The organism is Mesorhizobium sp. f-mel, from assembly GCF_053850215.1.
The window spans coordinates 18,517-31,282 of record NZ_JBSPTO010000024.1; the positions used below are offsets into that span (position 1 = coordinate 18,517).

14 protein-coding genes are annotated in these 12,766 nt (G+C 64.0%); 5 read left to right on the forward strand and 9 right to left on the reverse strand.

Features of this window, described 5'->3' with window-relative positions; translation table 11 throughout:
- Positions 1 to 47: 47 nt before the first annotated feature.
- Positions 48 to 1,040 (reverse strand): adenosine kinase, encoded by a 993-nt coding sequence (locus tag ACWUKX_RS23710; protein WP_456009325.1) that lies wholly within the window; start codon positions 1,038 to 1,040, stop codon positions 48 to 50.
- A gap of 195 nt (positions 1,041 to 1,235) precedes the next feature.
- Here ACWUKX_RS23710 and ACWUKX_RS23715 point away from each other — a divergent pair, with 195 nt between their 5' ends.
- Entirely contained in the window at positions 1,236 to 1,931 is a 696-nt protein-coding gene (locus ACWUKX_RS23715) for a sulfate transporter family protein (protein ID WP_456009326.1), read from the forward strand.
- A gap of 133 nt (positions 1,932 to 2,064) precedes the next feature.
- Here the strand turns inward: ACWUKX_RS23715 and ACWUKX_RS23720 are convergent, their stop codons facing one another.
- The 6 genes from ACWUKX_RS23720 to ACWUKX_RS23745 all read right to left on the reverse strand — a co-directional run bounded on the left by ACWUKX_RS23720 (position 2,065) and on the right by ACWUKX_RS23745 (position 6,573).
- Complete coding sequence (locus ACWUKX_RS23720) at positions 2,065 to 3,060, reverse strand: proline racemase family protein (protein WP_456009327.1); 996 nt, start codon at positions 3,058 to 3,060, stop codon at positions 2,065 to 2,067.
- Positions 3,057 to 3,860: an isocitrate lyase/PEP mutase family protein gene (locus ACWUKX_RS23725; protein ID WP_456009328.1), complete on the reverse strand. Its 804-nt coding sequence runs from the start codon at positions 3,858 to 3,860 to the stop codon at positions 3,057 to 3,059. Before ACWUKX_RS23725 ends, ACWUKX_RS23720 begins: the two co-directional genes overlap by 4 nt.
- A gap of 69 nt (positions 3,861 to 3,929) precedes the next feature.
- Complete coding sequence (locus ACWUKX_RS23730) at positions 3,930 to 4,778, reverse strand: hypothetical protein (RefSeq protein ID WP_456009329.1); 849 nt, start codon at positions 4,776 to 4,778, stop codon at positions 3,930 to 3,932.
- 85 nt (positions 4,779 to 4,863) lie between these two features.
- Positions 4,864 to 5,520: an HAD family hydrolase gene (locus ACWUKX_RS23735; protein WP_456009330.1), complete on the reverse strand. Its 657-nt coding sequence runs from the start codon at positions 5,518 to 5,520 to the stop codon at positions 4,864 to 4,866.
- 12 nt (positions 5,521 to 5,532) lie between these two features.
- On the reverse strand, positions 5,533 to 6,018 hold the full coding sequence (gene dut / locus ACWUKX_RS23740; protein WP_065006001.1) for a dUTP diphosphatase: 486 nt from the start codon (positions 6,016 to 6,018) through the stop codon (positions 5,533 to 5,535).
- A gap of 84 nt (positions 6,019 to 6,102) precedes the next feature.
- Positions 6,103 to 6,573, reverse strand: a complete 471-nt coding sequence (locus ACWUKX_RS23745; protein WP_456009331.1) for an Lrp/AsnC family transcriptional regulator — start codon at positions 6,571 to 6,573, stop codon at positions 6,103 to 6,105.
- A gap of 112 nt (positions 6,574 to 6,685) precedes the next feature.
- On the opposite strand from ACWUKX_RS23745, the gene ACWUKX_RS23750 reads away from it, so the two are divergent.
- The 3 genes from ACWUKX_RS23750 (at position 6,686) to ACWUKX_RS23760 (ending at position 9,298) form a co-directional block, all read left to right on the forward strand.
- On the forward strand, positions 6,686 to 6,940 hold the full coding sequence (locus ACWUKX_RS23750) for a DUF6356 family protein (protein WP_456009332.1): 255 nt from the start codon (positions 6,686 to 6,688) through the stop codon (positions 6,938 to 6,940).
- A 14-nt stretch (positions 6,941 to 6,954) separates the two neighbouring features.
- A complete protein-coding gene (locus ACWUKX_RS23755) occupies positions 6,955 to 7,755 on the forward strand; it encodes a class II glutamine amidotransferase (RefSeq protein WP_127208567.1) in 801 nt (266 codons plus the stop codon).
- Positions 7,756 to 7,924: 169 nt separating this feature from the next.
- Positions 7,925 to 9,298 (forward strand): amidase, encoded by a 1,374-nt coding sequence (locus ACWUKX_RS23760; protein WP_456009333.1) that lies wholly within the window; start codon positions 7,925 to 7,927, stop codon positions 9,296 to 9,298.
- On the opposite strand, the gene ACWUKX_RS23765 is transcribed toward ACWUKX_RS23760, so the two are convergent.
- Positions 9,292 to 10,368, reverse strand: a complete 1,077-nt coding sequence (locus tag ACWUKX_RS23765; protein WP_456009334.1) for an NAD(P)/FAD-dependent oxidoreductase — start codon at positions 10,366 to 10,368, stop codon at positions 9,292 to 9,294. The genes ACWUKX_RS23760 and ACWUKX_RS23765 overlap by 7 nt on opposite strands.
- A 121-nt stretch (positions 10,369 to 10,489) precedes the next feature.
- Between ACWUKX_RS23765 and ACWUKX_RS23770 the strand changes: the two genes are divergently transcribed.
- Positions 10,490 to 12,097 carry a peptide chain release factor 3 gene (locus ACWUKX_RS23770; RefSeq protein WP_095521055.1) on the forward strand — a complete coding sequence of 536 codons (1,608 nt, stop codon included), beginning with the start codon at positions 10,490 to 10,492 and terminating at the stop codon, positions 12,095 to 12,097.
- A 183-nt stretch (positions 12,098 to 12,280) separates the two neighbouring features.
- Here the strand turns inward: ACWUKX_RS23770 and ACWUKX_RS23775 are convergent, their stop codons facing one another.
- Positions 12,281 to 12,754 (reverse strand): VOC family protein, encoded by a 474-nt coding sequence (locus ACWUKX_RS23775; protein ID WP_095521056.1) that lies wholly within the window; start codon positions 12,752 to 12,754, stop codon positions 12,281 to 12,283.
- Between the last annotated feature and the right edge of the window lie 12 nt (positions 12,755 to 12,766).

Sequence of the window (12,766 nt, forward strand, 5' to 3'; positions counted from 1 at the left end):
CTCTGCCTTCTCCCATAACGGAGAGAAGGAAGAGACGACGTCGAGCCCTACAGCAGCCCTGCCTGCTCAGCCTCGTGGCGCAAATTCTGCCGCGGCCTTGGCCCGATCTGCTGGATGACCAGTCCGGCCGCCAGCGAGCCGAGGTCGCCGCAATCCTTCAGGCTGCGCCCTTGCGTGTAGCCGTAGAGGAAGCCGGCCGCATAGAGGTCGCCGGCGCCGGTGGTGTCGACCAATTCGCGGATTTTGGTCGCATCGATGGCGACGGTCTCGTCGCCGCGCACGATTACCGAGCCCTTTTCCGAGCGGGTGACGGCGGCGATCTTGCAGTCCTTGCGGATCTGCGCCAGCGCCTCGTCGAAGGAGGCGGTCTGGTAAAGCGACTTGATCTCGTGGCTGTTGGCGAAGACGATGTCGACGGTGCCTGAGCGCATCAGCTCCAGAAACTCGTCGCGATAGCGGTCGACGCAGAACGAATCCGACAGCGTCATCGACACTTCGCGCCCGGCGGCATGGGCGAGCTTCGCCGTCTGCCGGAACGCTTCCTTGGCGCGCGGCGGGTCCCACAGATAGCCCTCGAAATAGGTGACGGCGGCGCCCGAGGCCTTGTCGGGCTCGACATCCTCCGGCCCGAGCTCGACGCAGGCGCCGAGATAGGTGTTCATCGAGCGCTCGCCGTCCGGTGTGACGAAGATCATCGAGCGCGCCGTCGGCGGTTCGCCGTTGAGCGGCCTGGTGTCGAAGGCGACGCCCTGCGCATGCATGTCGTGGGCGTAGATTTCGCCGAGCGTGTCGTTCGAGACCTTGCCGAAGAAAGCGGCGCGACCGCCGAAGCTGGCGACACCTGCCGCTGTGTTGCCGGCGCTGCCGCCGGAGGCTTCGATGGCCGGGCCCATGCGGCTGTAGAGGAGCTCGGCGCGCCTCGTGTCGATCAGGTTCATCGCGCCCTTGATGATGCCGTTCGTTTCCAGAAATGCCTCGTCGCACTGGGCGATGATGTCGACGATGGCATTACCGATACAAAGCACGTCATAGTTCGGCATCAATGATGTCTCCGCGAAAACCACCGGCTTTCTGGCACGCCGGCCGCGGGCGGGTCTAGCGATTTGATGCGGCTTTGCCTAGGGTCGGGATCTATTAATCTGGTCGAACGGCGGATGCACTGCAACACGCTGTCCGCCTGTGTCTTGCCTGTCTCCGCCTGCCTCGGAGATACCAGCCATGGAATTGGAAACGCCGTGATCTCTAGCGCCGCCCGCGCCGCCGCCAGCCGGCTGTTTTCGCCCGAATTCCGCTCGGTGTTCGCAAAAACGCTGAGCCTGACCTTGTTGGCGCTCGCCGCGCTGTGGTTCGCCATCGAGGGCCTGTTCGAATGGCTGGCCTGGCCATGGATCGACGCATGGCTGCCCAGCCTGCCGTCCTGGGCCGGATGGCTGGGCTTCATCGTCGCCGGCATCGGTCTCGCGCTGGGGCTGGCGCTGCTGATCGCGCCGGTGACGGCGATCATCGCCGGCCTGTTCCTCGACGACGTCGCCGAAGTGGTCGAGCGCACCGACTATCCCAATGACCCGCCCGGCCGCGCCATGCCGGCACTGCGCTCGATGGTGCTGGCGATAAGATTCTTCGGCGTCGTCATCGTCGGCAACATCGTGGCCTTGCTGCTTCTGCTGGTACCGGGCATCAACATCGCTGCCTTCTTCATCGTCAACGGCTATCTGCTGGGGCGTGAGTTCTTCGAGTTCGCCGCCATGCGTTTTCGCCCGGAGGCCGAGACACGGGCGTTGCGCAAAAAACATGCCGTCACGGTGTTCCTCGCCGGCCTGGTTATCGCTGCCTTCCTCGCCGTGCCGCTGCTCAACCTTCTGACGCCGCTCTTCGCCGCCGCCATGATGGTGCATTTGCACAAGGCGATCAGTGCGCGGGAAGCGGCTTAGGGGTGCTGATATTCGGGTGATGCCGGCTTGCGCCTGTGCTTCCGGTAAGCACCCAAACGTTACGCTCCGTTCCGGTTCTCGGAACCCACCGTTCTCAGCGCGGGCTGACCCGAATCTCAGCACACCCCCGGCGCTAGCGTAAAAGAAAACCGCGTCCCAACTCGTCGTCGGGTTCGACGATGAATTCGGCCCGGCCGCAGTAGTAGGCGCGGCCGCCGACTCGGGCGATAATGGCGTCATGCAGCCCGGCTTTCGCGGTCCTCGCCACGCTGCCGGAAAAGCGCGAGCCTGCAACACTCTCGAACAGCCGCGTCTGGCCGGCGATTTCGCCCTTGGCATGCATTGCCGCCAGCCGCGCAGTGACGCCCGAGCCGGTCGGCGAACGGTCGACCTCGGCCTCGGCGAAGACGCAGATGTTTTTGGTCGGGGTATCGGAAAATGCGTCCTGTCCGTCGGTCAGGATGGTGCCGTAGAGAAAGGCAAGGTCGGCATGGTCGGGATGCGACAGCGGAAACTCGGCCTTCAGTTTCCCGGTCAGCATTGTCGCCGCATCGACGAAATCGCGCACGCGGTTCCTGCCGAATTCCAGCCCGAACTGGCGGCAATCGGCGAGCGCATAGAAGGCGCCGCCATAGGCGATGTCGAAGCCGATCGAACCGAAGCCCGGCAATTCAATCTCCTGGTCGCGGGCGAACAGAAAGGCCGGCACGCTTTCGAACGACACCGCGCCGGCCTTGCCGTCCTGCACCTCGACCGAGGCGACGACCAGCCCGCACGGCGCTTCGATATTGACTGTCGTCACCGGCTCCTGCCGCGCCACCAGCCTCTCGTCGACGGCGTAGCGGCCGAGCGCGACGATGGCGTGGCCGCACATCGTCGAATAGCCCTCATTGTGCATGAACAGCACGGCGAGGTCGGCGCCGGGCAGGTCGGGTTCCACCAGCAGCGCGCCATACATGTCGTAGTGGCCGCGCGGCTCGAACATCAGGATCTTCCTGAGATGATCGAGGTGGTCGCGCACATAGGCGCGCTTTTCCAGGATCGTGCCTGCGGGGATCTTGGGATAGCCGCCGGTGACGATCCGCAGCGGCTCGCCGCCGGTGTGCATGTCGACGACGGTGAGCGTCATGCGTGGGGTTCGGCAAACAACGCCTGCAGCTTGCCGAAAGGCATGGCGGTGCGGGTGAAGCCGAAGGTGCCGTCCTGCTGGATCTCGCGCGCCGCCGTCTCCAGCATGCCGAAGGCGAAATTGGTCAGCCAGGGCCCGAGCGAAATGCGCTTGACGCCTGCCAGGGAAAGATCGGCGATGGTGAAGCCGGGCCTCACCATGACGTTGACCGGCTTGGTCAGCGCCGAGCAGACGGTTCGCACCGTTTCGATGTCACTGATGCCCGGCGCGTAGAGCACGTCGGCGCCGGCCTTCTCGAAGGCCTGCAGCCGCTTGATCGTGTCGTCGATGTCGGGCTTGCCCCATAGAAAATTCTCAGCCCGCGCGGTGAAGACGAAATCGTGCTTCAGCGCCCGTGCCGCCTCCGCTGCGGCGGCGACGCGCTCGACGGCATGCGAAAAATCATAGATCGGCTTGTCGGGCTCGCCGGTGTGGTCCTCGATCGAGCAGCCGGCGAGGCCCGCGGCCTCGGCCGCGAAGATGGTTTCGGATGCACTTGTCGCGCTGTCGCCCTTGCCCTTTTCGAGATCGGCCGAGACCGGCAGGCCGGTCGCCGCCGCCACCTCGCGGCAGTGGTGGATCATCGCCTCGAAGGTCACCGCGCCGTCGGGCAGGCCGCGCGAAAAGGCAAAGCCGGCGCTGGTCGTCGCCAGCGCCTTGAAACCGAATGAAGCCAGCAGTTTCGTCGTGCCGACGTCCCAGGGATTGGGCATGACGAAGATCGAGCTGTGCAGGTCGCGAAAGATTTTGCCCTTGTCCATGGATGCTCCCCAGAGTGCGAAGCGCATTTTATCCCGCCACTGCCCGCCGGGCAAACGAATGCGATTGGCTCAGAAGCGATTGGCGTTCTCTCCTGCCAATTTGTCCAGTGCGTCGGACCCCTTGACGTATGCGGTCCCATCCCAATGGTAGGTGACGGAGATGTCGCGCGAGGAAGGCTCGGGCGCCGGTTCGTCGCAGCTTTCGCCATTCGGCACGGTGGCATCGGTCACCGTCGCCTTGATGGCCGCATAGGGCTGGCCGTCCGCAATGGTCTGAAACGCCAACTCCTGCGTGCGCTTGTAGGCGCAGGGTGACTCGTCGAACGTGTAGATCATGTCGATCAGTTCGAACCTGTCGTCGCGGACCAGGATCAGCGGCGTGCTCACATAGCCCTGGCTCGAATTGAAATGCGTGCTCAGGGTGATGATGGCGTCATCGCTGGGCCCGATCGGCAGCTTGCCCGGATCGCGGAAATAGGTGCTCCGGTCGACGGCGACATTGACAGCGTCGAGCAGTCTCGGCCTGCTGGCAAGATCGTAGAGCGCCAGCACCGCAAAACCCTCGGCGCTGTCGGAGGAGCTCCCGAGGTCGAACAGCATGGCCAGCCGATCCTTGCCGCCTGCCTTGATCTGGAGCACGCCAGCATCAGAAAAGCCCGACGTTACGGGCGGCGAGCCACCGCTATCCGGACCCTCGATATGGCGCATCTCGATCGGCATGGAGCCCCGATAGAAGCCGTCCTTATCCGCCGCGAGATCGGGAATGACCATCCTGGCGAGGTCGAGATAGATCGTGTCTTTGCGGCCGGGAACGGCGCTGCCAAGGTCCGGGAAACTGACGCCTTGGGCGCCGGCCGCAGTCCACAGGCACGGCAGCAGCAAACAGGCGAGAATGAAGCGAAGCAGGATGGAATTCATATGCTGGCGCCTCCCACTGTCGAACGTTCGCAAACTAGCACGGGCGACCGAGGCATCCAGCCGGATGGGAAGCCTGAAGATCAGATCAGTGGATCGGCACCAGCCCGGCAAGGTTGCGCATGTCGTCGAACAGGATGCCGCCGGCCTCGGTCAGGCCGTCGCGGTCGGAATGCGGGTCGCCGTAGTAGGAAAATACGCGCATGCCGGCGGCAATGCCGGCTAACGTCCCGGCGACGCTGTCCTCGATGACGATGCAATCGGCGGGCGCGAAGCCCATCGTGCCTGCAGCATGCAGGAACAGGTCGGGAAAGGGCTTGCCGCGCGAAACCATGGTCGAGCTGAACAGCGCATGCTCGAACAGCTGCAGCAGCCCGGTCTGGCCGAGCGTGATGTGCATTTTCGAAACCCGTGCCGATGAAGCGACGCAAGTTGCGATGCCGGCAGCGTGCACGGCTTCGATGAACTCCTTGACATAGGGGACGGCTTCGACGCCATGCGCGAACAGGTCCGGCAGGCCGGCGTTCCAACGCTCGACGAAATCGGCGCCGAGGCTCACGCCGGTCGCCTCGACCTCCTTTTGCACCGATACCATGGAGCGGCCGGAGAAATTCTTACGGCAATATTCGAAGCTGGCCGGGTAGCCGGCAGTGCTGAGCCATTCGGCGAGGCGTCGATTGGCCAGGTTCTCGGTGTCGACCAGAACCCCGTCGCAATCGAAGATGACGAGTTTGGGTATTCTCATTCACTATGCTCATCAGGCCGTGCCGGTCGATCCGAAGCCGCCCGAGCCGCGCGCCGTGCCGCCGGCCAATGTGCGCTCCTCGACCGTCGCCTGCATCACGGACGCAAAGACAATCTGGGCGATCCGCATGCCGCGCGTCACTGCGAAATCTTCGTCGCCGAGATTGATCAGCAGCACCTTGACCTCGCCGCGATAGTCGCTGTCAATGGTGCCCGGCGTGTTGAGACAGGTGAGGCCATGCTTGAAGGCCAGGCCCGAGCGCGGCCGGACCTGACCTTCCACGCCCTCCGGGATCTCCAGGATCAGTCCGGTCGGCACCAGCGCGCGTTTTCCCGGCAGGATCAGCAGCGGCCGGTCGTCCGGCACCGCGGCGCGCAGATCCATGCCGGCGGCGCCCGGGCTTTCATAGGCGGGAAGCGGCAGGCCCTCGCCATGCGGCAGCCTGACGAAGCCGACGGCCGGACCGATGACGGAGGAAGTGTAGAGGGCTGCGCGCATGAGGCTGATCCTATCGCTACCAACGCCGATTCGGTCAACTCGGCGGCAATGCTATCAACGGCTTTCTTTCAGCGCAGTTCCACTTCAGCGCAGTTCTACGGGAACGACCGTCGTTTCCTTGATCTCCTCCATGACGAAGGAGGCCGAAACATCCGACAGCGCCACCTTGGCGATCAGTCGCTGATAGAGCCGGTCATACGCCTTCACGTCGGCGACGCGGGCACGCAGCACATAATCGAGGTCGCCGGACATCCGGTAGACGCCGGTGATCTCGGGAAAACCGGTGACTGCCGCCCGGAATTTTTGCAGCCAGTTCGGATCGTGATTGGAGGTCCGGATCAGGACGAACACCGAAAGGCCGAAGCCGAGCTTGTCCGCATCGACCAGCGCCACCCGGCCGGTAATCACGCCGTCTTCTTCCAGCCGCTTGACCCGGCGCCAGCAGGCGTTGCGCGACAGCGACACCCTTTCCGACAGTTGGTCGACCGACAGTGTACCGTCGCGTTGCAGCTCGGCCAGCAATCTTCGGTCGATCTCATCGATTTCCAGCGGCATATGGGATGCTTGTCCCAATGATTGGCAAAATACAAGGATCTTTTGGGACCGATGAACCAAAGGCTCGTGCCAGAATACTCAGCATCGGGGCTTTTCCCGGTAGGAGGGCACCATGACGATACGGCTTGCAAGGCTCTTTACCTCGCACCCGGCCAAGGTGGGCGAGACCTATTTCAGCCATATGGCCTTCGCGGCGTGGTTCTGCTCGCGCCTGTTCATGGCAGCGTTCGCCGCGCTCATTCACGCTTTCTTGCCGTTTCTGTTTGAGACCACGGCCAGCCGAATCGTTCGCGAGCTCTATGAGCGCACGCACAAAAGAGGCACACACGCGATCAAGGAGCCTGCGGCTTTCATGGATCGCGCCTGAAGGAAGATTAAGCGATGTGCCGCTGGGCGGCCTATCTTGGCGAAGCGGTTTTCCTCGAAGACATCGTCACGGCGCCCTGCCATTCGCTTATCGCCCAGAGTCATTGCGCCCAGGAAGCCAAGTCGCCGACCAATGGCGATGGCTTTGGCCTCGCCTGGTACGGCGACCGGCCCGAACCGGGTCTCTATCGCGACATCCTGCCGGCCTGGTCCGATCCCAATCTGAAGAGCCTGTGTCGCCAGATCAGGTCCAGCCTGTTCCTTGCCCATGTGCGGGCCTCGACCGGCGGCGCCACCAGCCGCATGAACTGTCATCCCTTCACTGCCGGCCGCTGGTCGTTCATGCACAACGGCCGGATCGGCGGCTTCGAAACAATCCGCCGCGCGCTGGAAAATTCGCTCTCTGACGCAGTCTTCGCCCAGCGCGAAGGCACCACCGATTCCGAACTCTTCTTTCTCCTGATGATCGACGAGGGGCTGTCGGGTGATGCGGAGGGCGCTGTTCTCCGCGCCACCAGCCGCGTTATGGACGCCTCGCGCCGCGCCGGCTTCGAACCGGCGCTGAGACTTACCGCCGCCTTGTCGGACGGCGAATCGCTCCATGCGGTGCGCTATGCGACCGATGCCCACGCGCCGACGCTCTACACCTCCGTCTTCGGCAATGGCGGCGGGCGATGCCTTATGTCGGAGCCTTTCGACCGTGATGGCGGCGACTGGCAGCCGATCCCGCCCTCGAGCTTCGTCACCATCACCAGAGACGGCATGACCATTCGCCCGTTTGCGCCGGAGCCGGTAAGACTGGCGCTGGCCGTGTAGATCCCTCGCTATCGCGGCAATATCGCAGGACGGCGCCGACCTCAGCAGACCCTTGCAGCGCAATTCCGATCAAGCACCGCCTGTTCTGGAATGCTGAACTCGGCTTGAAGACGCGCCGTAGCCCGCCATTTGGTGAGGCTGGCGCCGCTAGCAAGCCGGAGCATTGGTCATGGATCTCGTCTTTTCCTCCACCAGAGAATTGGCTGCCGCGATCAGCGACCGCAAGATTTCCGCCGTGGAAGCGCTGGACGCGCATTTGGCTGAGATCGACAAGCAAAATGAGGCGCTCAACGCCGTCGTCACGCTCGACAGGGAAGCGGCTCGCGCTCGAGCGAAGAAAGCCGACGAAGCCCAGGCGCGCGGCGACGCTGTCGGGCCGCTGCACGGTGTGCCGTTCACGCTGAAGGACACGCACGAAACGTCAGGCATAAAGACCACGGTCGGCTTCCCGGACTTTGCCGACTATGTGGCGAGAAAAGACAGCCCGGTCGTTCTCAGGTTGAAGGCGGCCGGCGGCGTGCTGATCGGCAAGACAAATGTCGCAACGATGCTGGGCGACTGGCAGTCGAACAATCCGCTGTTTGGCCGCACCAGTAATCCCTGGGATCTATCGCGCACCGCCGGCGGCTCCAGCGGCGGCGCCGCGGCAGCGCTCAGCACCGGCATGACACCATTCGAGATCGGCACCGACATGCAGGATTCGATCCGCCTGCCTGCAGCCTTTTGCGGCGTCTACGGCCTCAAGCCGACCGAGCACCGCGTCTCCCTGGCCGGCGCCTTTCCCGATCCCACCGGTGCGCCGCGCAGCGTGCGGCTGATGTCCTGTATCGGTCCGCTGGCCCGCAACGTCGAAGATCTGGCGCTGATCCTGGGGATCATAGCAGGGCCGGATGGCAGCGACACAGATCTTGCGCCGGTTCCGGTCGAGGACATGCCGGAGGTTGATCTCAAGACCTTGCGCATCGCTTTCGCGCCGGCCTTTCCGGGTTTTCCGGTGGCCGGCGAAATCAGGGCCGCGGTCGAAAGTCTGGCCGAGCAACTCAAGTCTGCGGGGGCAGCCGTCGAGGAAGCAAGACTGCCGACGCTCGACCTGCATGACGATCTGACGCAAGGTGGTGCGCTGATCGGCATGATGCTGGAGGCTGCGCAGCCGAAGCCGCCGGAAGAACCGACACCGGTCTCGCGCTGGTTCGAGGCGCTCACCCGCCGCGACCAGTCAATTCTTGCCTGGGACCGTTTTTTCGAAGGTTGCGATGTCTTGCTTTGCCCCGTCGCCATGACCACGGCCTTCCCGCATTGCGAGCCGGGAACACCGATCAAGGTCGATGACAGGGAGCAGAGCTACTGGATGCTGCCGGCCTACGGCGCGGTGTTCAACTACAGCGGCCACCCGGCACTGTCGATGCCCTGCGGGCAGGACCGCGACGGCCTGCCCATCGGCCTGCAACTGGTCGGCCGCCGCTGGTCGGAAGCGCGGCTGCTCGGCGTCGCCAGGGCAATAGCGCTGCTGAGCGGCGGTTTTCGCCGTCCGCGCGGCTATTGAGCAAACCGCGTCAGCCCATACGGCTCAAGCAGCGGGTCGCGCGCGTCGTCGAGGATTTCCCGGGCGGCGAACATGCCGACGGCTGGGGCCAGTGTGATGCCGGAATGCATGACCGCGACATAAAGGCCGCTCAGGCCTTCAGCCCGTCCGATGATCGGAAAGCCGTCGATCGGCGTCGGCCGATAGCCGACGGTGTGGAAATCCAGTTCCAGCCGGTCGGCGTCGCGCAGCATGCTCTTCATCGCCGCAAACAGCTCGCGACCGGTGGCTGCGGCATCCATTCCCGGATCGGCGCCGCCGAAATCCGAGCCGGCAATGATGCGGCCTTCGGCAGTCTGGCGCATGTGCAGCCGATCGCCGATCACCAAGCCGTTGAGCAGCTTTTCGTAGGGGCGTGAATGGACGATCAGGCCGGGCGGCGTCTCGATCGGCAGTTTTAACCCGGCCGTCGCCGCAATTGCCGGAGAGCCGGCGCCCGCTGCGATCACCACCTCGTCGGCAGCGATCCGTCCGCCTGACATATCCACGCCGGTAATCCTGCCATTGGTCTGCACCAACGCGGTCACGGCCGTTCCGCCCATCACCCGCAGGCCGCGCTGCTCGGCATCCACCAGCAGCGCCTGCGTGGCCGCGACCGGCTCGGCGACGCCCTCCTCTGTCACGTGAAGGGCGAAATCGGGAAGCTTGGTCAAATTGGGCTCTATACGTGCGGCTCCCATGCGGTCGACGCGCTCGATGCCGTAGCCCCAGGCAGAGTGCTCGACTGCATAGGCTTCCAACTCGGCCGGCGGCAGGTCCCAGCACAGGCCGCCGCACCATTCCAACGGAATGCCGGGCACGTCATGCGCAAGCCGCGTCCATTCGGCCATCGAACGGGTACGCAGCCGGAAATACGGCTCTGGATTGCCCCAACTGGCATTGATCCAGGAAAAGGAATTCGGCGTGGCGACGCCGCCGGCGCCGCTGTCGGCAACCACCGTTACGTTCGCGCCGGCCTTCGCCAGATGCCAGGCGACAGACGCGCCGATGATGCCGGCGCCGACGACGATGACTTGCTTGGCTGCGCTCATGGATGGTCCTTTGTCGAATCGGGTCTTCTGATGTCGTTGCGGCGACCCTATCTCAAGACCGGCCATCCGCCCAAAATTGTTCGACAGGCTGCAAAACCGCTGCTAGAAGCCCGCGCACCACATGGGATTCCATAAATTGGCTGAAGACATCACGAACGCGGTGGCGCGCCGCCGCACTTTCGCGATCATCGCGCATCCGGACGCCGGCAAGACGACGCTGACCGAAAAGCTGCTTTTGTTCGGCGGCGCCATCCAGCTTGCCGGCGAGGTCAAGGCCAAGAAGGATCGCATCCAAACCCGGTCGGACTGGATGAAGATCGAGCGCGAGCGCGGCATTTCGGTCGTCACCTCGGTGATGACCTTCGAGTATGAGGACAACGTCTTCAACCTGCTCGACACGCCCGGCCACGAGGATTTCGCCGACGATACCTATCGCACGCTGTCGGCAGTCGATGCGGCGGTCATGGTCATCGACGCCGCCAAGGGTATCGAGCCGCGCACGCTGAAACTGTTCGAGGTCTGCCGGCTGCGTGACATCCCGATCATCACCTTCGTCAACAAGATGGACCGCGAAAGCCGCGATCCGTTCGAGATCCTCGACGAGATCGAGCAGAAGCTGGCGCTGGACACCGCGCCGATCACCTGGCCGATCGGCCGCGGCAAAACCTTTTCCGGTACCTATCATCTGGCGCTGAACGCGGTACGCAAGGGCGACGCCGAGAAGGACCGCACGCCGGTCAACGGTCCCGATTCCAACCGCGTCGCCGGCCTGTTGCCGGAAAACGAGCGCGAAGGCTTTATCGAGGAGCTGGAGCTGGCGCGCGAAGCCTGCCGTCCGCTCGACATCGATTCCTTCCGAGAGGGTCATTTGACGCCGGTCTATTTCGGTTCGGCGCTGCGCAATTACGGTGTGCGCGACCTGATCGAGGCGCTTGGCGCCTACGGGCCGCCGCCGCGCGCGCAGGAGGCAGATACCCGCAAGGTCGAGGCGACCGAGGACAAGATGACCTCGTTCGTCTTCAAGATTCAGGCCAACATGGATCCCAACCACCGCGACCGCATCGCCTTCGTCCGCGTCTGCTCGGGCAAGCTCGAGCGCGGCATGAAGGCCAAGCTGGTGCGCACGGGAAAACCGATGAGCCTGTCGGCGCCGCAATTCTTCTTCGCTCGCACCCGCGTCACCGCCGACGAGGCTTTCGCCGGCGACGTCGTCGGCATCCCCAATCACGGCACGCTGCGCATCGGCGACACGCTGACCGAGGGCGAGGAGATCCTGTTTCGCGGCGTGCCGAACTTCGCGCCGGAAATCCTGCGCCGCGTTCGCCTCGGCGACGCGATGAAGGCCAAGAAGCTGAAGGAAGCGCTGCACCAGATGGCCGAGGAAGGCGTCGTGCAACTGTTCTCGCCGGAGGATGGTTCACCGGCCATCGTCGGCGTTGTCGGTGCACTGCAGCTCGACGTGCTGAAGGAGCGGCTGAACTTCGAATACACGCTGCCCGTCGATTTCGAGATGTCGCGCTTTTCCGTCTGCCGCTGGATATCGGCTGACGACAAGGCCGAGGTGCATCGCTTCATCGAGGCGCATCGCGGCGACATTGCCCGCGATCTCGACAACGACCCGGTGTTCCTGGCCCAACACGCCTTTTCGCTCAACTACGAGGCCGAGCGCTGGAAAGCGATCCGCTTCGCCGCGGTCAAGGATTACCAGGTCCGCGACAAGGCGGCCTGAACTAGACTCAGCGCCTTCCCTTCCCCCTTGCGGGGAAGGTGGATCGGCACGGAGCGCCGAGCCGGAGGAGGGGTGTTGGACAGAGTGCCGGCGGCGCCAAGCTGGAACACCCCTCATCCGACCGAGCTTCGCTCGGCCACCTTCTCCCACAACAAGGGGAGAAGGGAAGATCGGACGGCTCGATCACCCCCTGGCCGCCTCTTCGATCTTGGCGATGTCGATCTTGGTCATCTGCATCATCGCCTGCATGACACGGCCGGCCTTTTCCGTGTCGGGGTCCTGCAGCAGCCTCGGCAACTGCTCGGGAACGACCTGCCAGGAGACGCCGAATTTGTCCTTCAGCCAGCTGCACTGGCTGGGCTCGCCACCGCCCTCGATGAGCCTGTCCCAGAAATAGTCGACCTCCTCCTGCGTCTTGCAGTCGATGGACAGCGAGACTGCCTCGGTGAACTTGAATTGCGGCCCGCCGTTGAGCGCCTGGAACTGAACGCCGTCGAGCTCGAAATAGGTTACCAGCACTTTGCCCTCACGATCGCCGCTGCCCTTGGGCCAGCGCATCACGCTCAGCACCTTCGAGTTCTTGAAGATGGATATGTAATGGTTCATGGCCTCCTCGGCCTGGTCGTCGAACCACAGGCAGGGGGTGATCTTTTGCATTTGCTTGCTCCT